A 22635-nucleotide genomic window follows, 5' to 3' on the forward strand; every position below is an offset into this window, starting at 1 on the left:
GCTTCAGAGTTTCAGATAGCTGCCATGCAGGCGCATCTCGAATTCCGATATGCCGATCCAGCCATATTTCGCTTGATGAGCCCAGTTGGCGACTGACTTCCACATGTATTGACCCGGCATCACCCGCTGCCACTCCGCCGAGAGCTCTTTGAAGAGACGTTTGCGCTCATCGAGATCGACCGCTCTGGAGTAAGCCTGTCCGATCTCGACGAATTCCCGTGGCGGATCCCAGGTTTTCCAGGCAGCCGAAGAGATAACTCCAGTCGGGCTCCAGTCCAGCCAGAGCGGTTGGTAGGGATCTCCGGGGATGAAGGTCGTACCGCCGGACACTGCGAGCATGTGGAAAGGTCGTGAATAGGCGAGTTGGAAATTGTCACGGAACCGGGCCTCGACATTGAGGCCGACCGCACGCCACATCTCCACCATGATTTCTGCAGCAGCATCGTAATTAGTCCAGAAACCGCGGGTTATGTGCCAAATCAGCTCTTGCCCCTTATAGCCGCTCTTTGTGACAAGCGCCCTGGCGGCGTCGGGATCGAAAGGCAATCGTGGTTTTGCCGCCGGATCGTAATAGCGGCCATATTCCGGAAAATTGAATGGTACGGCCGGGAAGAAGGTTGTGTCTCCAAAGAGAGACTTGACGATGGAATCCATATCGATCGCCTGAATCAGCGCATATCGTAAATCCTGGTTCTGAAGCGGATTGTCTTCGGGATCGTTCCTCATGTTGAACAGCACGGCCGTATAATTTCCGACCCGCTGCCGAACGAGTTTGACGTCAGGCAGGCCTTCGACCTGTTTTTCCTGATCAGTGGGGATAGAGCAGATGAAGTCGAACTCGCCCGTCGCCAGACCCGCAAGACGTCCGGCATATTCCGGCACCAGCTTGAATGTAAGCGAACGCGCGGGTGGCGGTCCATCCCAATGGTCATCAAATGCGTCAAGTATTGCGGCCTCGTTGCCGCGATAACTCCGCATCTTGTAAGGCCCGGTCCCGACGGGTACCTGGCCGAAGCCGTCCACGCCCTTCTCCAGATAATAGGCTTTCGGCACGACATAACCAATGTAGCCGGAGAGTTTACCGGGAACATTGATATCCGGTTCAGCTGTTTCGATCTCGATGGTCAGCGGTCCGACGGCGTCAACTCGTACAAATCCGGCCGCAAATGTACGCCCACGGGGTTCATACGCCGTCTTCCCCCAAAGCCGTTCCTCCGACAGGGTAAAGGCGACGTCTTCTGCTGTCATGGGCGCGCCGTTATGGAACTTGACGTTCGGGCGAAGCTCTATGGTCCAGACTTTGTCATTGCGGCTCCAACTGGTTGCAAGGCGTGGGGAGAGCGTTTGACCGGCTGGATCTTTCAAGTAATCGATCTCGATCAACCGATCATAGACATTCGGGAAAATCCGGGCGCTTGCATTGGAGATGCCATTGATCGGTGCGATATTCTGCCATAGAGCCTCGACAGCGACGGTGAGAGCCGGTCTTGATGTGTCGCCCAGCGAAAGGGCATTTCGAGGGGCCGCAAGCGAGGTTACACCGCCCACAAGAGCAAGTTTACCAAACTCTCTTCTTTTCAGCATTTCGGTATCTCCTTGTGTGTGATTATCCGGGCAGCCGCTGGGTTTCTTCATCCAAATTCCCGTTTCAGCGTGGGATCGAGCCGATCGCGCAGCCAGTCGCCTACAAGGCTGACGGAGAGGGCGATGATAAAAATCACGGCGCCAGGGATCACCGAGATCCACCATGCAGTGGAAAGATAGTCGCGCCCGTCGCCCATGATCTGGCCAAGGCTGGTAAGCGGTGGTTGTATGCCGAGACCAAGAAAGCTCAGGGCGGATTCAAGCAGGATGATCTGCGGGAAAGTCAGCGTCACCTGGACGATCAGGACACCCATGATATTCGGCAGGATGTGCCGGAAATACAGCCGCCAAGGCGTGGCACCAAGTGTGTCTACCGCTTCGGCGTAGGGCTGGGAGACTGCCGAAAGAACCACACCGCGTGTGAGCCGGGCATAATTCTCCCAGCCGTAGAGCGCCATGAGCACAATCGTCAGCGGAAGCGAGTTTCCGAAGAAGGCAAGCATGGTCAGGGCGACGAGGATGAAGGGCAGGGAGGCCTGCATGTCGACGAACATCATGAGGGCCTCTTCGACCCAACCGCGGAAGTGGGCGGCGATAAAGCCGACAGTACAGCCGAAGACGGCGCCCGTGACTGTTCCCAGCAAGGCGACGGCAACCGATACCTTGAAGCCGAAGGCCAGCCTGGTAAAAATGTCGCGTCCCAGCCGGTCCGTTCCCAGCGGATGTTCAGGTACTCCACCCAGACGCAGCGGTGGGCTGAGGCGGGCAAGGAGGTTCTGGTCCGCAATGCCGTAAGGGGTAAGAAAAGGCGTCAGAAGCGCAACGACAACAAGCGCGAGTAACATAAGGATGGTCAGACGAATAGGCCAAGGCATGGATGTGAACATCAGCTTCGGCTCCTGATACGTGGGTCAAGGATGCCGTAGAGGAGGTCAACGAGGAGGTTCGAAACGATCATGCAGACCGAGATCACCAGTACCAGGCCCTGGACCAGGGCGAGATCACGAGCGGTAACCGCAGTAACCAGAAGTCGACCGATCCCTGGCCAACCGAATACGGTTTCCACGACGACGGCACCGCTCACGAGGGACCCGAGATTGAGGCCGACGATCGTTACTATCGGGATGGCGGCATTCGGCAGCGCATGTATGAAAACACGTCGCAATGGCGACGCGCCTTTCGCCTGCGCCAACCTCATATAAGGCTCGTCCAGCACTTCGAGCATAGCGGAGCGCGTGAAGCGCGCCAAGGTTCCGGCAACGTAAACACCGAGCGTAAAAGATGGCATGAGGAGATGATAAAATGTTCCCATGCCTGCACTCGGCAACATTCGGAGGCCGAGCGAAAAAGCGAGTATGAGCAGGATTCCCAGGAAAAAGTTCGGCATTGCAAAGCCGAATACCGCCAGCGACATCACCGCTCGGTCAATCAGACGACCCCTGTTCAGGGCCGCAATTATACCAGCAGGAATTCCGATCAGGATGGCAATGAGATAGGAAAAGCCGCCGAGCAATAAGGTATTGGGGAGCCGCTCCAGAACACTCTGCAGCGCCGGTCTGCCGTCCTGATAGGATCGACCGAAATCGCCTGTCAGAAGGTTCGCTCCATACGAGAAATACTGTTCGATCATCGGCCTATCCAGCTTCCACCGGATGCGGAATTGCTCGATTTCGGATGGCAGTGCATCGGGGCTAAGCAACGCTACGACCGGATCTCCTGTCATACGGAGCACTACGAATGTGAAGGTCACCACGAAACAGATCGTGGCAAGCGTCCTCAACAGGCGAGAGACCCAGAATCTCGTTCGCATTGGTTTCATGTCCCTTCGACGCGTCGGATGATCGGCCCGAAGGCGCATTGGCGCTTTCGTTTGATTGGAAGCGCGCTGGGGTCGGCATTCCTGAAAAGTTTCTGCCGGAACCTTGCGGCGCTTCATCCGATTCAAGGCTATCGGGGTATTTTCACGGCTTCTATCTGTAATATGTTACAGATTGAGAGATGCCATTCGCATCTTCATTCTCTTTGGTGATGGGGGTGTCTTCGAACAGGTTGATATCCTCAGTAGGTCTATCGAACGGCTAAGCCCACTTTTCCGAGGAGCTTTTGAATTGACCCAATCCATTCTGGTAAAACCGCATAGAGCCGGCTTCGACAATTCCGTGCAGCAATCTCTGGCGGATGTCTCAAGCGCACTTCTGGCCGATGCGGATTCCCGCGTTGCTTGCCTGGGAACACCGATACGGCCGTTCGGAGGCAAATTGTCTTTTGTCGGGACCGCGGTGACAATTGGTTCGGGAAGCATGGCTCAGTGGAAATCGCTAGACTTGTCGAAACCAGGGCAAGTGCTTGTCATTGCCTCCGGTGGCCGCCGGGACAGGGCGGAATTCGGGGCGATCTTCGTTGAACTTGCCCGACGCAGAGGCGTTGCCGCGATCGTGACCGACGGCCTCCTACGTGACAGCGCCGAGATCGGCCGAATGAATCTGGCTGTATTTGCTTGCGGAACACACCCGTTCTCACCACGAGACGATACGCAGGGGCGCATAGGGATGCCCGAAGCACTGCTGGGTGTGACGATAAACACTGGGGATCTACTGGTCGGCGACGATGATGGAATTGCCGTTATCCCTGCGGCAGTGGCGTCGGCTGTGCGTGCGATCGTTCCAAAACAACATCAACGGGAAGCACGCCTGCTTGAGGCGCTGGAGACGCCAGGCGGCTTGTTGCCGGAGCGTATCGTTGACGCGTTGGCAGCTATTCCGATCATCGAGTCCTGACTTTTCTGAAGGGATTGCACATGCGGGTCGAAACGTTTCGAATCGCTTATTGCGCGGTTTGAAGACAGGAAACGACGGCTGATGTCTGAGGCGGTGGCTATTTGCGTCGCGTAACGAATTCGTACTTGCGGCCGGCAACTCTCAAGATAAGGATAGTGCCATTGTCGTGCGGACTGTCAATTGATCGGCCTAGGTAAGGTCGCATGCGTCTCAAACGGCAACATTGTCACGCGATCTGGAAAGGCGCGAGCAATGGCCTCAGGTCCAGACCACCCGGCATGTTGGACAGGGTATGGCAATATCTCCGCGCATACCATTTACGGTTTTGAAAAAGAGAGCTTGCCATGGAGAAGCCAGTCCCGCTTTTTTGTATCTCTGAATCGTCCTGCCCGCCATTAAAGGGAAATGCGAAGGCAAATCGCTGGGCTGTCTCGAACGGTTTCCGGGGGCAGAAAGGACGTCTGCTTCCCGTTCCAGGCAGTGATGGCGCCATTGCTGCCTGGTTGTTTGGCGTGGGCAAGGGATCAGAAGCCTGTGACATGGCTACTGGTCTGGCGGCCATGGCCTTACCGGAGGGGATTTATGCACTTGAGGGTAGTTTCGGAAACCCAACCGCCGCAGCGCTCGGGTTTACTCTCGGCGCCTATCGATTTTCCAGCTACAGGAAATCTGCTGGGTCGCCGCAATTGGCTTTTGGTTCTGGGGTCGATCGGTCTGAAGTCGAAAGGCTCATGACATCGGCCTTTATCGCGCGCGACCTGATCAATCTCCCCGCCAATGAGCTAGGTCCCGATAAGCTGGACACCGCGATAAGGAAATTTGCGCAAAGCCATCGAATGAAGGTCACATCCTTCGTCGGCGACGAGCTCCTGGCCCATGGTTTTCCTTTGGTTCACACGGTAGGGCGTGCATCGGCTCAGGCACCGCGTCTCCTGGACCTGACCTGGGGTAATGCCAATGCCCCTAAGGTCACTGTTGTGGGTAAAGGCGTCACATTTGACACGGGTGGCCTCAATGTAAAGTCCTTTGATCATATGGCCTTTATGAAGTGCGATATGGCGGGCGCAGCTAACGCCCTTGGCGTTGCCCATGCGGTCGTCTCTGCAAACTTGCCTGTTAGGCTTCGCGTCGTAATCCCGGTCGTCGAAAATGCCCTTTCAGGTTCAGCGTTTCGTCCGGGCGATATCATTCGGGCGCGAAATGGTATTACCGTCGAAGTAGGCTTCACCGATGCTGAAGGGCGCCTTATACTGGCGGACGCCTTGGCATATGCGGATGAGGAGGCGCCGGCCACCTTGATCGATCTTGCAACCTTGACCGGAGCAGCGGGTGTGGCACTTGGTTCCGATATTGCCGCACTCTACTGTCAGGACGACGAGTTTGCGGCGTCTATTTGTGAACAAGGCATGCTTTGGGACGATCCGGTATGGAGAATGCCGCTTTGGAGCGATTATGAATTCATGCTGTCTTCCGAACTGGCAGACTACAACAATTTCAGATCGGAAACTTTTGCAGGATCGATAACGGCGGCGCTTTTTCTGAGGAAGTTCGTTGCAAAGTGTGGTGTTTGGGCTCACTTCGACATTCCCGGATGGACAGAAAGGCAAACGAATTCACGTCCCGTGGGTGGCACGGATCACGTGATCCGAGCCATCTACATGGCCCTCAGGCTTGGTAATCTTTAGCGTAATATTCCGTAATGGGCGGCGCGGGCGATCGCCTGCGCCCTGTTACGTGCTCCAAGTTTCCTCATGGCAGACTGGAGATGCATCACGACCGTGGAAATCGAGCGGTCCAGCGTGTACGCAACCTGCTTGTCCGACATGCCTTCCGCGCACAGACGAACGCATTCGGTTTCTCGCGGCGTCAGCCGCACGGCAACGGTTATCAGACTTTCCTCGTTAGCCTCCAGCAGCAGCTTCCCATGTAGCTTGTGAGCGAACAACATGAACTCGGCAACGAACAGGCTTTCCAAAACTTTCCTGTTAGGTGGGCGTCGCCAGAACCCGGTTACTGTGGCACACCCTTTCGATGGGGTTTGGACGGGTATGGTCAGGCCACGCGCCATATGAGAGTCGCGAAGATAATTCGCGACCGCGCCCTGTGCCATTGGCGTGAGAACGGACGGCTCCTCGAAATGATAGGACCAATAGAGTGGTTGAATCGATCTAAGTGCCAGTATCTGTACGGGGTCAGAGAGATATAGCCCCTCCTCAAACCACATGGATTCCATATCTTTGGGCATGTTGCGCATCCCGATGATGGTTGGAGGTACCACTTGCCCATCGGGAGTGAACGGTACTGGCGTATAGTCATAAATCAGGCCTTCAAGCCCGAATCCCGCAGCCTCCACCATCGCACAGTCGAAAAAACCTTCGAGGTCTGGTGGCAGATCGGTTTGCCTTCTGCTTTGATCCTGAACAGCGCTTTTCATTCCGATCCCGCCAGTTGCCTAAATCCAGACCTCCATGATCTTATGCTGAAACTTTGATCCATCGCAATGAACTTCGGCAACTCTTGCAGATCGGATACGCAGAAATATTCGGACTTCCAGCGAGTTCCCTCACGTAAGCATACATGTTTGTGCCCGGCACCAAAGGGCTAGGAAGTGTGGACTCCTATTCTTCGTGACGACCAATGGGAGCGGACGTTGCGACACATTATGGGGCCGGTTCCGGCTGGGGGCGAAATGACACTTTAAGGAATTCACGACTGAAGACGAAATTTTTTCCGAACTGCGCGGCGTTCGTCAGGGGCGGCCCATCGCTTTTGAAATCATTTCTAGCTCATTCGTCATAATGCCGCTAATCCAGCCTTCAGGCAGAGACCGTGGATCCTCAACTGTATCGACGCCGGTAGAATAATTGCCGCCGGCTTAGGGGCCGATGACGAAGACTTCACTGCCTGCCGAGCGAAGCCGAGCCGTTCGAGCCGGATAGCGAACGCACAGATCAAGACGCTGCTCGTACTCCCGGTACCAGTCTTTTAGAGCATCCTTGGTGGGATAACCCAACTGGCGAATGGTTGCCTTAACCCGCTTGCCAAGCCTGATGTAAAGCTCGACGGCTCGAAGTCTGTCGGAACTGGAATACATGAACTACCTCCTGGTGGTCCAAGTTTTCGTCCGCATCCCCACCGGCTCAGTTCCGCGTGGAAACCAACAATTGGCTTAGCCGAAAACCATAATATAGCTTCGGCCGTTGTCAAAAGTCTCTACATCGCCGAGGCGATTCAGCGATGCCAGAACGTCTTGTACCTCAGAACCGATCTGGCTGGATTCACTGAATTCTTGGGCGATCTCGTTTGCCGTCAGCGGTGACCGGTTGCGATTGAGCAAAGCAAGGATCTGGGCCGCCTGTACTTTTCTCTTGTCCGAGAACCGCGGCTTTGGTTTGGATGGTCTCGCCGTCGCAAGCGATTGGATCCGGTCAGCACGATGAGCCAAAGGTCCCATCTTTTCGATCTGATATTCTGGGCGCAGCCAACGAATGAGTCCACGGCGCTCCTCCGTTGCGCGTTGAAGATTCAACTGAACGAGTTGTTGAAGGATTTCATCCTCAGCGAGCGCGGTGTCCCACCCGTAGGCTTGCATCACGGCGTGGTCGATCTGCTCGTGTAAATCTCTGAGAATGAGGACGCGGGCTCGTCTATGGAGCTCGCGCTCTGTGGTGGTAAGAGGACCGCCCGAACGAGCGGTATCCAGCATGTTGTAGAGCCCGGTGAGCGTCAGATCGGGATTTTCCGTCAACACTAACTTGCGCGTCGCATCGAGCTCTTCTGCCAAGGCAGCGATATTCGACCTGGAGATCATTGTTGCATCAGGGAATGGGAATGGATCGAAGCAACGGGATTTCGAGTAACGAGGATCATTCCCTACGCCTTGGCGCCCCCCGGCACGAAGCGCCCAGAGCACGTGTGGGCGAGAAGATAGGACACCAAGATGAAAGGCGTCATCTGAAGCGATTGCCACCAACATGTTATCCGGCATCACCCCGGCGTCGAGAAATTGGAAGACTCGGTGCTTCGCAGTCTCAACTGTTGCAATGTATCGGTTGATGTAGTCCAGCGCCGGCCGCAGTTCAGTCCTGGGTTTTCCGAACAGCCACCACCGTTCCAGGTATTCACGTGCATCCCGAGTCGCGGACTTTCGGAATGTTAGTGCGCGCTGTTCCCTGACGGTCTCATACAGATGTTGGTGGATTTCTGGGTAAGCCTGTCGCACGAAAGCTGCGTCAAGTCCGAAGAGATCAATCACCATGACATCTCTAGACCGTGCGGTCAGATCTCGACCGTTTCTGTATTCTCTGATGCGCAGTTCAAGACCGGGTCGAAGGCCTAAGCCAAGTTCTCGGGCTTTGGCCCGCGTAACGATGAAACCGTCACCGTGAAGCTTGACGCCTGGAGAGCACAGGCCTACGTTTGCTGATAAAGACAGTGCTTTCGTGACATCCGCGCCGATCGTAAGATCAGCATTGATCACCCCGCTTCTTTCATGGAAGACAATTTTCGGTTCGTCGGTGTCGAGATCTTTCTCACCGACAACTTGTCGCAACGTACCTTGGAGTTCCCCCGCCGCAGCAACAGTGATGGCGATGCGGACTGCAGCTGCATCCTTGGTCGCCTTGGTCCAAGGATGATCTGGAATGGCGAGCAATATGGATATAGGTGGTGTTGCAGTCAGGTGCCGTTCTAGCACCCGGCGCTGAAACACCTGCGTGATCGAGTTGGTAGTTACGAAACCGAAGCGCCGAAGCCGTGTTCCCTTCTGAGTCAATAGCTCGGCGGCACGATCCCACCAATACATAACGAAGTCTGCTGAAGGGTTGATACGCGGATTTGCCTCCCATAGAGCCTCAGCGTACCCGTTAGGAAGACGGCCACGAATGTCTTTGCCTCCGATGAATGGCGGATTCCCGACGATGAAATCCGCCATGGGCCAATCGGGTCGGGACACATTCGGAAACGCGTAGATTTCATGGCCCTGCTGGTCGGACATTGGGCGGCCCATCCTGTCCCGCTTCAAATGTCGATTTGGATAATCGGCCCAGATTAGAAGTGCATCTTTTTCCTGCACATGGTCGGCACTGCCAATGACGGGTTCCGGTGGAACCGTTGTTCGTGTTCTCAGGTGCCACTGAATATAGCCGATCCACAGAACAAGTTCGGCGATTTCCACCGCACGTCCGTTCAGCTCCATTCCAAAAAACTGCTCTGGCTTCACTGATAGATTATCAACCTCAGCGATAGCTTCGTCGCCACCGATGTCGTGAAGTTGCTTCAGGACCTCGCCCTCAAGCTGCTTCATCCGTCGCAATGCGACATAGAGAAAATTGCCTGTGCCGCAGGCAGGATCGAGCACGCGAACCGACGAAAGTTCCTTAAGGAAGTCTTCCATCTCGCGAATGGCGGCGGTTTTCATACCGGATCGCAATGCGCGCTCAGCAGCTGACTGATATCCAATCCAGTCCTGCATCAGGGGTTCGATAATAGTCGCGTTGACTACACGTTCGACATACGCCCGTGGAGTATAATGCGCCCCGAGGCGCCTGCGCTCGTTTGCGTCCAGCGCCTGTTCAAACAACGTTCCGAAGATTGCAGGCTCGAGGTCGCACCAATCCGCGTCCGAGGCATCACGTAGCAGGCGAATCTCGTCGACCGTCAGGGGCAAGGCTGCGGCATTCTTGAAAAGCTTCCCGTTGAATCGCAACAAACGTTCGCCGATTCCGGGAGAGTAGCCGCCCTGGTCCATGTGCTTCCAGAGGTCATCGATCTCAAAGGTAAAGCGCCGGGGATCATCGAGACAACGATCGAGGAGTTCGGTGAATCCTTTCTTTCGCAACAGTCCGACGTCTTCGACGAACATTGTAAACAGGCAGCGCATAAGGAAAATAGCTACGTTTCGAGGCTCGAACCCGCGGCCTTCGAGCGCTTTTGATATCGTGGCGAGGCGTCCGGCAATTTCCCGTGTAACTTTTCCAGTTTGTTGTGCTGGATCGAGAGTAAAAGGGGCTTCCCAAACAGTTCGGAGAAGATTTCGCTTTACTGGATCCTGGAGATCAGCAAGCTGGATTCGAAACGTCTTGGCGTCAGGAAACTGTGCATAGTGCCGTCCGTTGCCCGAAAAATCCGCATAGATTTCGAGAACGCGGCCGACATCACATACGATGAGAAATGGCGGATAGGGATGATCCGCTGGCAAGGCTGCAGCATAGCGTTCCGCCTGCCGCCGCGCCTGGATCATCAAATGATCGATGGCGTTTAATTCTACTGCGTGCGTACGTCGCGTATGGGAATTGAACAAATCTCCCTGCGAGATGCTCGCCGTCGGTTCAAGCCCTGAGCGCTGGCGGCTCTGTTTCGCCTCCAGGATGAAATGCCCACGTTTATAAAGGTCGATCCGTCCAACTTCCGACCTCTCGTCTGCCATGCGTCGTTCGACGCGGCGTTCAAAGACATAGTCGTTCATTTCATGAGAGGCGCTGGCGGGGTCGGGGTGAGCGACGCCTAGGACATCACAAAGCTCTGTCAGGAAAAGGGAATAGTTTGCTCGCTCTTGCCCGCCTTCTCGATCTGACCAGCGCGCGACGAACTCGGAAATACTTAAAGGTATATTACCTTGTGCTCCATTCATAAAACAATAATGTGGAAAACATGTAAATTATTATTTAAAGACGAGCGAGTGGTGGCCTGCCCTACAGCCCTGACGCGTCATCCATCAAATTGGACGCCACTGACCCGACAACGGAACATGTGCTGTTGTCCACAGGATCCGCCGGCGGCGTCTTAACGAAATGTCAAGTCGCGGGTTTTCTGTGCTTCCGATCGCCTGTCTTGCGAACGCGGCAGTTGATAACATAAATTATAAATCAACACCTTAGAAAAATTGCTACGCCCCAACGGTTCGATTCCGTTCAAGAGCTTAACCTGCCCCTTCAAGGGCAACTGTCCTCTTGATAAATTCGCGGCGCTGAATACGTGCACAAAGTGGTCTCGGGCATCATCGGCGACTGGATTTTATCCAGATGAGGGAACGTGGTTCCTGGGGAATTTTAAAACCAGCTCATAGGCCGTGCTTCGTCCTCCAGCCGCGCCTTTTTGCAGGATGCCTTTCGCCATCAGTTCCGCTATATCGCGAGAGGCAGTGTCCTGGGATGCGTTCGTCAACTTTGCCCATTTTGTCGACGTGAGCTTGCCCTGGAAATTTCCCTCTAGCAGCCGGTTTAGGACCTTGGCTTGTCGCGGATTGAGATCGCTTGCAGCATGCGACTGCCAGAAATCATTTTTCAGCATCACGTTATCGAGGGTCAGCAGCGCCTCGCTAACAGCATTGCCCAAACGATCGAGGAACCACTCGATCCAGCTCGTGATGTCGAGGCTTTCCTTGCCGGTAACTGATTGCAGGGCTTTATAATACCCGATACGGGATCGCTCGATTGCTGCGGACATGGAATAAAGCCGCTGGGCGCCCCCACCACTACGTGCAAGCGTCATGTCGGCGATTGCGCGAGTTATGCGGCCGTTTCCATCGCCGAAAGGGTGGATAGCAACGAACCAGAGATGAGCAATGGCTGCCTTAATGAGAGGATCCAGTTCGTGCTGTCCATTAAACCACTCAAGGAAGGCTGACATCTCAGCTTCCACGCGATCTGCGGGCGGAGCGACATAGTGGACTCTCTCGTGCCCGAATGGACCGGAAACGATTTCCATACGACCGCCAGAGTCGTCACGCCAATCGCCGACGCGAAGCTTATGGCCCCATTCGTTGCGACCCGTCGGAAAAAGGGCCGCATGCCATTGGAATAGTCGCTCTGCCGTCAGTAGCTCTGCGCAATTGATCGTGGCATCGAGAGTGATATGGACGATGCCCTCAACCGAGCGGTTTGGCGTCACAAACCCATCGATATCGATACCGAGCCGCCTGGCGAGCGAGGAACGAACCTGTTGCTCATCCAGCTGTTCTCCCTCAATCGCTGACGACTTTACCACGTCATCGGTCAATGCTCTTAGAAACGTCGCCTCGCGTGTACGAAAACCGAGGCCCTCGACGCGGCCAATAAGACGTCCTTGATCAAGGCGTACGGCCGCAATCCTTGATATAAGGCGGTCAATACTCCACTCGAATTTCGGCCATAGGGCGCACTGCCAGATATAACTCATATCCCACGATAGATCTCATCTGCGGAGAATAGCAAGATTTATCTCCGCAAAATTGCGGAGATTTTCTCCCGTAACCTCCGCACCCACCCGAATCTGGCGCACAAAACAGCGTCGCCACGCTTGTGTAACGGCTCTGGCTAAGAGAACCGATGCTCGCTGACCAGATCCTTACGTTGAGGCAGCCCAGTCCAACATTCTGGGATATGAAAATAAAATCGGATCAATAATTTAAGTAGATCAATGAGGGCTGCGCTCCTGAAATAATGCAGGTTTGCATTCGTATATCGCGGGTTCGAATCTCTTCAAGAGCTGGGCGGTACGACGTCGTCCCTGCACCCGAAAAGGTCGCGCACAGATCTTCAGCCCGCCACTCCGGTCTGCAACAATATCGTCGTGCTGAGCTCAACCCGCCAGAGGCAGGCTGGGAAATCTACGACTCTCGATCAGAGGACTGAGACGTTCTCAGCCTTCGATTTTCCAGTCTTGCGATCCTGCCCCACCTCAAAGCTGACCTTATCGCCTTCGCGGAGCGAATCGCTGCGTTGCAAGGCAGACACGTGAACAAATACATCTTGTCCGCCATTCTCGGGCGTTATGAAACCGAAGCCCCTGTCGTCGTTGAAGAATTTAACCGTACCCGTTGGCATGAGAGACCTATCCCCTGTGTCCTTCGTCCAAATTGCGAAGCGGAAACTACAGCGGTGACGCTTCTCTAGCAACTGTGAGCATGCAGTTGGCGTTGGCCACATGTCCGGGCTGTGATCGATCGCGAGGCCCTCGCAGCCGCTTTTCAGCGCGCGGCGCATGAATACGCCGCCACCGCAGCTGATCTCAGCAATGCGGTCTTCAGCCTTTGGCGGGAGCCGGTCGAGCACGAGGTCGAAGCCGGGCTTGTGACCCAGCGGAAAACGAACCCCATCGACCAACGTTTATCGCCGTCTGGCACACCAATCCCTTCAGTGGGAAACTGGAATGCCTCTGGACCACTGGCGCGCGAGCGACCGCCGACGGGGATCGGAGCATGGCTGGCCGCTGGTCCGATGAAGATATCGCCGCGTCGCTCAATCGAATGGGCATGTCGACAGGGCAAGGGGAAACCTGGACCGCTCACCGTGTCGCTTCGGTGAGGCGGGTAGCGCCACTCAAGCGTACAAATCAGCCGACAAAGACGGCGAATGGCTGACCATGACCGAGGCTGCGGCGGTATTGGGCGTGACCAATCATCCGATTCGACATCTGATCAAGACGAAGGTGTTGTTTGCCGAGCAGGTAGTTCCCGGCGCCGTATCAAATCCGCGCCAGCGACCTCAATTCTGCGCCCTTCCGAGCTGCGATAGCGCGAAAGGGGCGCCCGTGTCGCCTTGCTGACGCGGACACGCTTCCAATATTTACAGAGACTTAGAGAAGGAGTGCACAATGACTCAGGTCCAGTAATGGGTCGGACCGCCTCGGTCGTTCCGGATTTTTGCGGCAGACATTTGAGATTGTCGCCCAGCCGCGAAGATCTCCCCCCGGCGTCGCTGTCGTCCCAAGTTGAAATTCGGTCAGCTCGCTATGCGAATTTGATGCGCCATCCCATGCGGTGAACCGGACTGATTGTGCGAGACGCGGAAAGTACTGATCAGGCTGATCAGTTCTTCAGTGTCTGCGGCCAGCGATTCTGCCGAAGCGGTGGTTTCTTCGGCCATGGCAGCGTTGTGCTGTGTGGTTGCGTCCAGTTGGTTCAGCGACGTGGAGATCGAACGCAGGGTCGTGTCCTGTTCGGCTGCCGAATGGGCGATCTTGCTAACGATTTCGCTGGCGGATTTGATCTGGTCCGAGATGCGCTTTAGCGCATCACCTGTTTCGCCGACAAGGCGGACGCCGTTTTCGACCTGGCCGGAGGAACGGGCGATCTGGTCCTTGATTTCCTTGGCGGCGGCGGCGGATTTCTGCGCCAGTTCGCGCACTTCCTGCGCCACTACGGCAAAGCCCTTGCCCGCTTCACCGGCACGCGCTGCTTCCACGCCGGCATTCAGCGCCAGAAGGTTGGTCTGGAAGGCGATACTGTCGATGACGCCGATGATCTTGGAGATTTCTTTCGCGGACTGCTCGATGCCACTCATCGCGCCGATTGCTTCTTCGACGATCGTATCGCTGCGGCTGGCATCGGTGCTGACAGAAGTGACGCGCTTGGCTGCTTCGCGTGCGCCTTCGGATGTCTGGCGCACGGCAACCGTCAGTTCGTCCAGAGCCGCCGAAGTTTCTTCGAGACTTGCGGCCTGACGTTCGGTGCGCTGGGAAAGCTCGTTGGACGCCTTTCGGATTTCATCCTTCGAACCGCCAATATCGAGGCTCTTCATGTTAACCTTGGCCATGGCCGCATCAAGATGGGAAATCGCCTCATTGAAATTGTCGCGAAGATCGGCGTAGCGTGTGCCGAGATCACGGCAGCGAACGGTAAGATCGCCAGCGGCAAGCTTTTCCAGCGCTTCACCGATGGTAGAGACAACGCGTGCCTGAAGCTCCGTTTCGTTACGCTGCATGTCGATATTGGCCTGGCGTTCACTATCAAGCTGAAGCTGCTGCTCTTCCTGGCGCGCTTGCATGGCGTGACGCTCACTCACCTTGTGCTGAAGTGACGCCGTGGCTTTCGCCATCAGGCCCACTTCGTTCTTCATATCCGTGTGAGGAATCGTCATCGCAACGTTTTCGTTGGCCACTTCGCCAAGTGCTGTGTGAATCTCGCTGAGAGGCTTGGTGATGCCGCGAATGATGACAATTGCAGCAGCAATTGCAAACAAGAGAATGCCGAGGCCGATGCTGATCGCCTTCCAGATTGCGCTGTTTACCTCTGCTTCGAGGTCATCCATGTAGAGGCCAGTATTGACGATAACACCCCATGGCTTGTATTCCGCCGCATAGACGGTCTTGCGGAAATAGTCGTCCGGTGCTTGACCCGGCTTGCTGGCCATGAAGTCTACACGACCGCCGCCCTTGATGGCGAGATCGACCAGCTTTTCTCGATAGAGATTGCCAGTTGGATCTGGCTTGTTGCGGAAATTCTGTCCCACACGCTTGGTGTCGTAGTGGAACAGCATGTTGATGTCACGGTCGTATGCAAAGAAGTAGCCATCCGGCTCGTAGCGCAGGGTGACGAGAAGCTCGAAAGCCTGCTTGCGCGCCTGATCGGTGGTTAGCTCGCCAGCCTTCACCTTGTCATCATAATGTTTCAGAACGGAAATGGCTGTCTCCGTCTCTGTCCGCAGCATCTCGTAGCGCTGCTGGTAAATCGTCTCGGAAGAAGAGCGGATTTGAAAGAAGGTGGCGACGGAAAAGGCAAGGACAAGCCCGCCCACGAGAAGGCCGAGTTGGGTAGAAATCTTGAGACGTTTCATAACGACCTGCGAATGCATCAATTGACCGCCGTCACATCCTCCTCGGAATGCCCCATGACAGCAAGCGGTGCTCCGCCAATGCTCAATCGCATCGATGGATTTTAGGCATGTGATTATTAAAAAAATACCAGCTTGCCGATAGCTACCGACAAATTCATGCGGCATTGGTACGATGAGAATAGACTGTCTTATATAATCAAGCGGTTCGGTAAGTCAAAAATCGCTAGTATAAAATACTCACATCTTGTCCGTTGCGAGGTGCAACTCCTGAGGGGCATCAACCCACAAGAGCCCATTTCTGCCGTTGCACCAGCTGCGCCGGCAACCATAGCTGGTCGTGACATTGGCGCATCTGCTCGGGTTCGTGGAACCGTTTCTTCCTGCAAAGAGCAGGCGCAAATTCCGTCCGTCCCATGTCCCACTTTGTCAACACGACCTGATACATATCGTCTTCTTCGAAACTGAAACGGGTTAAGTTCAGGACGTCAAATTCTCAAAAAAAGTGCCTGATGCAGGACCATCAATGCGCCTTTGGTCAAATCATCTTCGGCACCCATGGATCTCTTCAGATCAAAGATTTCCGCTGCCTGCCTGTAAAAGTCGTTCAGCCCATCATTGCCGACGATCGCTGCCTCGTCTCCCTCCGCATACCATCCGGCATCGCGGGCCTGCCGAAACTCCTGCCCGATGACCAATCCCCGCACATAGGAGCGCAGCTGATCCGGCGAAAGCCGGCCGGCAAGCCCGCCGGTTCGCGCCGAAAACAGCAGCGACAGCATGGCGGCGGATCGTTTTGCCTCTTTCAGACCCCAGCGATAGGCCTCCGGATCGTCGACCGGCGGCTGCGTTGAACCGCGCGCGATGAAGGAATGATTGATGAGCAGGTTGAAGATTTCACCGGTCACGAATGTCTGGAAACCTTCGATCCGCCCCGCCTTCACCCGCGCCCATTTGCTGTGGGTTCCGGGAATGATGAGGGTGGCGTCTTCGCCAAGGCCGTGGCCGACGATCTGGGTTTCTTCGCCGCGCATCACATCCGGAAAGGGCTGGCGGGCGGGGTCGTTGAGACCCGGCAGGAAGACGAGGTCGGAGCCGTTCGGCAGCGTCCTGCGCACTGTGCCGGCGGCAAGTTCCGCCGGGCCTGCGGGGCACGGCACGTAAGCGACTTCAACCCAGCCGTTGCGGCTGGTGATCATGCCGAGTGCGGCGACTGGCAGGGGCCCGTGGCGCGAGAACCAGGGTGCGAGTGCAGCCATCAGCGCGGCCTCATGCTCACCCTTGCCAAGGCTCGAAATACCGTCGGCGGTTTCCAGATGATCGAGTTCTTTGCCGTCTTCACCAACGAGCGCCGCCCTCAGTGATGTCGTTCCCCAATCAACGATGATCGACGTCGCCGTTGCTGCCATGTCTTGAACCTCCTCGTTCATTTCATCTCGGGGCTTGTCATAGGGTGCGAGTCTATATAGTGTCAATTAGTGAATTCAATGTATCAAAATATGATACTTAATTGGGAGGAGAAAGATGGTGGCTGGCCTCAAGGGGATTTTGCCTGTTCTGCCCACGCCGTTTCTGGCTGATGGCGGCATTGACGAAGCGGGTATGAAGCGGCTGGTGGTCTTTGCGCTCGACAAGGGCGTGGACGGTGTCGTGTTTCCCGGTTTCGCCAGCGAGGTGGAGGCTTTGAATGCCGCCGAGCGTGCAACGCTGCTGAAGATCGTCGTGGATGCGGTGGCCGGCCGGGTGCCGGTTGTGGCCGGCGCCAGTGCGGCCAACTGGCGTGAGGTGGTCGAGCATGGGCGGGCGGCATCGGCGCTTGGCATTCGCCACCTGATGGTGCAGCCGCCCAAATCGGTCGGCACGGATGCGCCGGCGCTGATCGAATTCCTCGGCAGGATCGTCGAGGCACTGCCCGAGGTCGAAATCATCCTGCAGAACGCGCCTGCGCCGCGCGGCTCCGACCTTTCGCCGCAGGCAATCGTGGAGATCGTGCGCGCCTTGCCGCAGGTGACCTATGTCAAGGAAGAAACGCTTCCCGCCGGCCCGGCCATCAGCCACATCATCGCCCATGCGCCGTCGACGCTGAAGGGCGTCATCGGTGGCGGCGGCGCGCGTTACATTCTCGACGAATATGCCCGAGGCGCTACGGCGGCCATGCCGGCGCTGGAGATCGCCGAGGAACATGTGGCCATCGACCGGGCGCTTGTCGCCGGGCGGCAGGAAGAGGCTCGCCGGATCTATGTCCGTACCCTGCCGCTTCTGGTGTTGCAGGCGGTCTATCGCATGCGGCTGACCAAATATGTGCTCGCCCGTCGCGGCGTGATCGAAGGTGTCGGCGTGCGTGCGCCAACACCCGAGCTTGATGCGGCGGCCATTGCCGATATTGACGCCAATCTGGTCGAACTCGGCCTTGTTGCTGCGGAGGCCGCATGAACAGCCCCATCGCAACCGTCGAAGTCTTCACGCTGACCCAGCCGCGCAAGGTGCCCTATCTTGGCGCGCTCAGGGAAGGCGAGGTGGTCAATCCCAACGGCTATATCGTGCGCAAGGGCAATCGCACGGTCTACCCCACCTTCGACCGCAGCGTGCTGGTGCGCATGACCACTAAGGCCGGCACTGTCGGCTGGGGCGAGACCTATGGCATCGTCGCCCCCGGCGCGGTCGCCGCCCTCGTCAATGATCTTCTCGCCGGTTTCGTGATCGGCCGCGATGCGTCCGATCCTTCGGCTGTTTATGACGACCTCTACGACATGATGCGGGTGCGTGGTTATACCGGCGGCTTTTACGTCGATGCGCTCGCCGCACTCGATATTGCGCTCTGGGATATTGCCGGGCAGGAAGCCGGAAAATCGGTTCGCGACCTTCTCGGCGGCGGGGTAGATACGTTTCCGGCCTATGTTTCCGGCCTGCCTGAAAAAACGCTGAAGGCGCGCGGGGAACTGGCGAAATACTGGCAGGATCGCGGTTTCAACGCCTTCAAATTCGCAACGCCGGTGGCCGATGACGGCCCGGCGGCGGAAATTGCCAATCTCCGGCAGGTGCTTGGGCCGCAGGCGAAGATCGCCGCCGACATGCACTGGAACCAGACGCCGGAACGGGCGCTGGAACTGATTGCCGAAATGCAGCCCTTCGATCCGTGGTTCGCCGAAGCGCCGGTCTGGACGGAGGACATTGCCGGTCTGGAGAAGGTTTCGAAGAATACCGACGTGCCGATTGCCGTCGGTGAGGAATGGCGCACCCATTGGGATATGCGCGCCCGCATCGAACGCTGCCGCATCGCGATCGTGCAGCCGGAAATGGGCCATAAGGGCATCACCAATTTCATCCGCATCGGCGCACTTGCTGCCGAACACGGCATTGACGTGATCCCGCACGCCACCGTTGGCGCCGGCATCTTCCTTGCCGCCAGCCTGCAGGCGTCGTCGACATTGTCGATGCTGAAGGGACACGAATTCCAGCACTCGATCTTCGAGCCGAACCGCCGCCTGCTGGAAGGCGACATGGATTGCCGCGAGGGCAGATATCACCTGCCGTCCGGACCGGGACTTGGGGTAAGACCGTCGGAGGCGGCGCTAGGTCTGATTGAACGTATCTGATTTGGTTTTTTGGAGGAGGAAACCATGACCAAAAGAATGAAAAAGCTGGCGCTCAGCACCGCGACCGCCGTTTTGATGACCATGGGCGCTGTTGCGCCCGCCATGGCCGATACCGTGCTGAAGTTCATTTCCTGGCAGACCGACGATGCCGGAACGGGCGAATGGTGGCATTCCGCCATCGCCGCCTTCGAGAAACAGCATCCGGGGGTGAAGATCGAATTCACCAAGGCGGAGCGCAGTTCCTACGCGGATACGATGACCACGCTTTTCGCCGCCAACCAGCCGCCGCAGATCGTGCATCTGGCGTCCTTCGAATTCCAGATGTTTGCCGATAGCGGCTGGCTGGAACCGCTCGACCCGTGGCTGAAGAAGGATGGCATCGACATGACCGGCTGGGCCGGCCAGCAGAAATGCGAATGGAACGGCGAAACCGTCTGCATCATGACCAACTATTTCGGTTTCGTCATGGCCTATAACAAGAAGCTGCTGGAAGAAGCCGGCGTTGCGGTTCCGAAAACCTATGACGAGTTTCTGGCCGCTGCAAAAGCCACGACCAAGGATCTGAACGGCGACGGCATCATCGACCAGTTCGGCACCGGCCACGAAACCAAGGGTGGTCCGGGGCAATATCTGACGGAAATGCTGAACTACATCATCGATGCCGGCGCCTACTGGACCGACAAGGATGGCAACATCACCATCGATACGCCCCAGATGGTCGAGGGCCTTTCACGCTGGAAAACCGTGATGAAGAGCGGCATCAGCCCGGTGGACATGAGCGCCAGCGACGTGCGCAAGCTGTTTGCCGATGGCAAGATGGCCATGCGGCTCGATGGACCGTGGCTTTATGGCACGACTGAAAAGGGTTCGGCCAAGAGCGACATCGTTTATGTCGCGCCGCCGCTTCATCCGCCACTTGGCGGGTCTTCCAACGTGCTGGCGATGCCTGCCGATATTCCCGACGACCAGAAGGCATTGGTCTGGGATTTCATCAAGCTGACGATGACGCCGGAATTCCAGCGCAGTTACGCCACCCTTGGCGGCAACACCCCGCCAAGCCCGAAAGCGGATGTCTCGGGTGTTGAAAAGACCATCCCGCATTTCCCGGTGCTGATCGAAACGATGAAGGCCGCGTCTGAAGCCGGTATCGACCGCATTCCGACCGGGCTTGAGCTTTTCTACAACGAGTTCAGCAAGATGGTGATGGAAGAAAGCCAGCGGATGATCATTCAGGATCTCGATCCGGCGGAGGTGGCGAAAACCATGCAAGCAAAGGCCGAAGCCATCAAGGGTTGATCCGCCATTGTCCTGATCTTGTTGTCCTGCCATGGCCCGTAAAGGGCCATGGCCATCATTCGCATCCGGCAGGAGGACCATCCATGACCGAACCCGTTCGGGCTGGGCGTCGCAAGTTCTTCGATCTTGCGCGTCCCAGCCGGCAACATCTCCTCGGCTATATTCTGATCGCGCCCGCGGTCCTGATGGTTGCCGCCATCATCGTCTGGCCGCTCGTGCTGGCCGTTGACCTGTCGTTCCAGCAGGTCAAGATACCAAGGCTTGGCGGTGCCAGCCGGCCGTTTTCGCTGAGCAATTACACCTGGCTGTTCTCGTCGCCGGAATTCTGGCTGGCCTGCTGGGTAACACTGAAACTGGTCATCGTCGTTACCGCCGGCAGCGTCGCCGTCGGCCTCAGCACGGCGCTTCTCGCCAATAACCGTTTCAAGGGCCGCACCGTCGCACGGCTGGGAATGGCGCTGCCCTGGGCGGTGCCGGAAATCATCGCGGTCGTCATCTTTGCGTGGATGTTCGACACTTCATTCGGCCTGTTCGGCTGGCTGGCGATCAAGCTCGGTTTCACCGACCAGATGATCCCGTGGGTCAGCAGTTCCACGGCCGCCTTCTGGGCAGTGGCGATCACCATGGTGTGGAAGGGTTTTCCTTTCGTCTCGATCATGTGTCTGGCTGGCCTGCAGTCCATCCCCGCCGATTATTATGCGGCGGCCAAGGTCGATGGCGCGAGTGTGTGGCAGCGTTTCCGCTGGATCACCATGCCGCTTTTGATGCCGGTGCTGGGCGTGACGCTGGTGCTGACGCTGCTTTGGGTATTCCGCGACTTTTCCATCATCAAGGTTCTGACCGGCGGCGGGCCGCTGCGTTCAACCCAGACGCTGTCGATCATGACCTATGACCAGGCCTTCCAGTATCACAATTTCGGTCGTGCCGCCGCCGTCGGCGTGCTGACGCTGGTGATCTGCATCGTCGCGAGCCTCCTGATGCTCGGCCGGCGTTCGAAATCGATCTATTGAGGAGGCTTTGATGAAACGGACATTTTTACAGAGCCTTGCCCTTTACGCGACTGTGATCTTCACGCTGGTGATGATCCTGTTCCCGGTCTACTGGTTGCTGGTCACGGCACTTTCCACCACCGATGAGCTTTACCGCCTGCCGCCGACCTTCTGGCCGGACGATCCGCAGTGGGACATCTTCGCCCGCGTCTGGGCGGCAAAACCGATCCTGCTGTGGCTTTGGAACTCGATGCTGGCGGCCATCGGCTCGGTGGCGCTGTCGATGCTGGTCTCGGTCAGCGCCGGCTATGCGCTGTCGCGTTATTCCATGCGGGGTGGCGCGACCATGGGCCTCTTCGTCCTGACGGCGAAGATGCTGCCCGCGACGCTGCTGGTCATTCCGCTGTTTTCGATCTTTTCCAGCTTCGGCCTGATCGGCAGCCTGTGGACGCTGGTTCTGGCGCATTCGACAATGATCATTCCTTTCGCCACATGGATGCTGAAAGGCTATTTCGACACCATTCCGAAGGAACTGGAACAGGCTGCCATGGTCGACGGCTGCTCGCCGATCGGCGCGATGGTGCGCGTCGTGCTTCCCATCGCCACGCCGGGGCTTGCCGCCACAGCACTTTATGCCTTCGTGCTCAGCTGGGCAGACTATGCCTATGCGCGCACCTTCCTTGTCAACTCGCCGGACAACTGGACGGCCAATCTCGGCATCACCACGATGCAGGGCGAATATGTCACCTACTGGAACGACATTTCCGCCGCATCCGTGTTCATCGCGCTGCCGATCATCGCAATCTACCTGTTCCTGGAACGTTATTTGGTCGGCGGCCTCACCGCTGGCGCGGAGAAATAA

General features: G+C 56.8%; 16 protein-coding genes and 2 pseudogenes. 8 read left to right on the top strand and 10 right to left on the bottom strand.

What is annotated here, in order from left to right:
* Positions 1-3 precede the first annotated feature (3 nt).
* The 3 genes from ACI2KA_RS23670 to ACI2KA_RS23680 are packed head-to-tail and all read right to left on the bottom strand — an operon-like array spanning position 4 to position 3394.
* On the bottom strand, positions 4-1635 hold the full coding sequence (locus ACI2KA_RS23670) for an ABC transporter substrate-binding protein (protein WP_404504905.1): 1632 nt from the start codon (positions 1633-1635) through the stop codon (positions 4-6).
* A complete protein-coding gene (locus ACI2KA_RS23675; RefSeq protein ID WP_404504906.1) occupies positions 1632-2471 on the bottom strand; it encodes an ABC transporter permease in 840 nt (279 codons plus the stop codon). The genes ACI2KA_RS23670 and ACI2KA_RS23675 overlap by 4 nt, the downstream gene beginning before the upstream one ends.
* On the bottom strand, positions 2471-3394 hold the full coding sequence (locus tag ACI2KA_RS23680; RefSeq protein WP_404504907.1) for an ABC transporter permease: 924 nt from the start codon (positions 3392-3394) through the stop codon (positions 2471-2473). The genes ACI2KA_RS23675 and ACI2KA_RS23680 overlap by 1 nt, the downstream gene beginning before the upstream one ends.
* A gap of 298 nt (positions 3395-3692) precedes the next feature.
* Here ACI2KA_RS23680 and ACI2KA_RS23685 point away from each other — a divergent pair, with 298 nt between their 5' ends.
* Both ACI2KA_RS23685 and ACI2KA_RS23690 read left to right on the top strand, forming a co-directional pair.
* Complete coding sequence (locus tag ACI2KA_RS23685) at positions 3693-4361, top strand: RraA family protein (RefSeq protein ID WP_404504908.1); 669 nt, start codon at positions 3693-3695, stop codon at positions 4359-4361.
* 344 nt (positions 4362-4705) lie between these two features.
* Complete coding sequence (locus ACI2KA_RS23690) at positions 4706-6046, top strand: leucyl aminopeptidase family protein (RefSeq protein WP_404504909.1); 1341 nt, start codon at positions 4706-4708, stop codon at positions 6044-6046.
* On the opposite strand, the gene ACI2KA_RS23695 is transcribed toward ACI2KA_RS23690, so the two are convergent.
* The 5 genes and pseudogenes from ACI2KA_RS23695 to ACI2KA_RS23715 form a co-directional block, all read right to left on the bottom strand.
* Positions 6043-6795 carry an autoinducer binding domain-containing protein gene (locus ACI2KA_RS23695; protein WP_404504910.1) on the bottom strand — a complete coding sequence of 251 codons (753 nt, stop codon included), beginning with the start codon at positions 6793-6795 and terminating at the stop codon, positions 6043-6045. The two genes, ACI2KA_RS23690 and ACI2KA_RS23695, sit on opposite strands and share 4 nt — an antisense overlap.
* Before the next feature lie 501 nt (positions 6796-7296).
* A pseudogene (locus ACI2KA_RS23700) lies at positions 7297-7455 on the bottom strand (helix-turn-helix domain-containing protein); the annotation flags it as partial.
* 75 nt (positions 7456-7530) lie between these two features.
* Entirely contained in the window at positions 7531-10992 is a 3462-nt protein-coding gene (locus ACI2KA_RS23705; protein ID WP_404504911.1) for a DNA methyltransferase, read from the bottom strand.
* 383 nt (positions 10993-11375) lie between these two features.
* Complete coding sequence (locus ACI2KA_RS23710; protein WP_404504912.1) at positions 11376-12518, bottom strand: Fic family protein; 1143 nt, start codon at positions 12516-12518, stop codon at positions 11376-11378.
* 443 nt (positions 12519-12961) lie between these two features.
* A complete protein-coding gene (locus ACI2KA_RS23715) occupies positions 12962-13165 on the bottom strand; it encodes a cold-shock protein (protein ID WP_404504913.1) in 204 nt (67 codons plus the stop codon).
* A 368-nt stretch (positions 13166-13533) separates the two neighbouring features.
* Here ACI2KA_RS23715 and ACI2KA_RS23720 point away from each other — a divergent pair.
* A pseudogene (locus ACI2KA_RS23720) lies at positions 13534-13920 on the top strand (serine recombinase); the annotation flags it as partial.
* Between the two features lie 142 nt (positions 13921-14062).
* On the opposite strand, the gene ACI2KA_RS23725 reads toward ACI2KA_RS23720, so the two are convergent.
* Complete coding sequence (locus ACI2KA_RS23725; protein ID WP_404504922.1) at positions 14063-15895, bottom strand: methyl-accepting chemotaxis protein; 1833 nt, start codon at positions 15893-15895, stop codon at positions 14063-14065.
* 485 nt (positions 15896-16380) lie between these two features.
* Positions 16381-17301 carry a 2-dehydro-3-deoxygalactonokinase gene (locus ACI2KA_RS23730; RefSeq protein ID WP_404504914.1) on the bottom strand — a complete coding sequence of 307 codons (921 nt, stop codon included), beginning with the start codon at positions 17299-17301 and terminating at the stop codon, positions 16381-16383.
* Between the two features lie 115 nt (positions 17302-17416).
* Here ACI2KA_RS23730 and ACI2KA_RS23735 point away from each other — a divergent pair, with 115 nt between their 5' ends.
* From ACI2KA_RS23735 to ACI2KA_RS23755, 5 genes are all read left to right on the top strand, one after another.
* Positions 17417-18325 (top strand): dihydrodipicolinate synthase family protein, encoded by a 909-nt coding sequence (locus tag ACI2KA_RS23735; protein ID WP_404504915.1) that lies wholly within the window; start codon positions 17417-17419, stop codon positions 18323-18325.
* On the top strand, positions 18322-19488 hold the full coding sequence (locus tag ACI2KA_RS23740) for a mandelate racemase/muconate lactonizing enzyme family protein (RefSeq protein ID WP_404504916.1): 1167 nt from the start codon (positions 18322-18324) through the stop codon (positions 19486-19488). Before ACI2KA_RS23735 ends, ACI2KA_RS23740 begins: the two co-directional genes overlap by 4 nt.
* A gap of 24 nt (positions 19489-19512) precedes the next feature.
* The gene (locus ACI2KA_RS23745; protein WP_065116468.1) at positions 19513-20784 is read left to right on the top strand and encodes a sugar ABC transporter substrate-binding protein; all 1272 of its coding nucleotides are present in this window, start codon (positions 19513-19515) and stop codon (positions 20782-20784) included.
* Positions 20785-20867: 83 nt separating this feature from the next.
* Complete coding sequence (locus tag ACI2KA_RS23750; RefSeq protein WP_065116467.1) at positions 20868-21794, top strand: carbohydrate ABC transporter permease; 927 nt, start codon at positions 20868-20870, stop codon at positions 21792-21794.
* A gap of 10 nt (positions 21795-21804) precedes the next feature.
* Positions 21805-22635, top strand: a complete 831-nt coding sequence (locus tag ACI2KA_RS23755; RefSeq protein ID WP_046800465.1) for a carbohydrate ABC transporter permease — start codon at positions 21805-21807, stop codon at positions 22633-22635.

The organism is Agrobacterium sp. NPDC089420 (assembly GCF_044900305.1).
Lineage (GTDB): Bacteria > Pseudomonadota > Alphaproteobacteria > Rhizobiales > Rhizobiaceae > Agrobacterium.

Bases quoted from the DNA above. Each gene is read 5' to 3' on its own strand.
- ACI2KA_RS23735 (WP_404504915.1), top strand. From the start codon at position 17,417: ATGGTGGCTGGCCTCAAGGGGATTTTGCCTGTTCTGCCCACGCCGTTT.
- ACI2KA_RS23730 (WP_404504914.1), bottom strand. From the start codon at position 17,301: ATGGCAGCAACGGCGACGTCGATCATCGTTGATTGGGGAACGACATCA.
- ACI2KA_RS23715 (WP_404504913.1), bottom strand. From the start codon at position 13,165: ATGCCAACGGGTACGGTTAAATTCTTCAACGACGACAGGGGCTTCGGT.
- ACI2KA_RS23745 (WP_065116468.1), top strand. From the start codon at position 19,513: ATGACCAAAAGAATGAAAAAGCTGGCGCTCAGCACCGCGACCGCCGTT.
- ACI2KA_RS23705 (WP_404504911.1), bottom strand. From the start codon at position 10,992: ATGAATGGAGCACAAGGTAATATACCTTTAAGTATTTCCGAGTTCGTC.
- ACI2KA_RS23670 (WP_404504905.1), bottom strand. From the start codon at position 1,635: ATGAAGAAACCCAGCGGCTGCCCGGATAATCACACACAAGGAGATACC.
- ACI2KA_RS23710 (WP_404504912.1), bottom strand. From the start codon at position 12,518: ATGAGTTATATCTGGCAGTGCGCCCTATGGCCGAAATTCGAGTGGAGT.
- ACI2KA_RS23680 (WP_404504907.1), bottom strand. From the start codon at position 3,394: ATGCGAACGAGATTCTGGGTCTCTCGCCTGTTGAGGACGCTTGCCACG.
- ACI2KA_RS23675 (WP_404504906.1), bottom strand. From the start codon at position 2,471: ATGTTCACATCCATGCCTTGGCCTATTCGTCTGACCATCCTTATGTTA.
- ACI2KA_RS23750 (WP_065116467.1), top strand. From the start codon at position 20,868: ATGACCGAACCCGTTCGGGCTGGGCGTCGCAAGTTCTTCGATCTTGCG.
- ACI2KA_RS23740 (WP_404504916.1), top strand. From the start codon at position 18,322: ATGAACAGCCCCATCGCAACCGTCGAAGTCTTCACGCTGACCCAGCCG.
- ACI2KA_RS23725 (WP_404504922.1), bottom strand. From the start codon at position 15,895: ATGAAACGTCTCAAGATTTCTACCCAACTCGGCCTTCTCGTGGGCGGG.
- ACI2KA_RS23690 (WP_404504909.1), top strand. From the start codon at position 4,706: ATGGAGAAGCCAGTCCCGCTTTTTTGTATCTCTGAATCGTCCTGCCCG.
- ACI2KA_RS23695 (WP_404504910.1), bottom strand. From the start codon at position 6,795: ATGAAAAGCGCTGTTCAGGATCAAAGCAGAAGGCAAACCGATCTGCCA.
- ACI2KA_RS23755 (WP_046800465.1), top strand. From the start codon at position 21,805: ATGAAACGGACATTTTTACAGAGCCTTGCCCTTTACGCGACTGTGATC.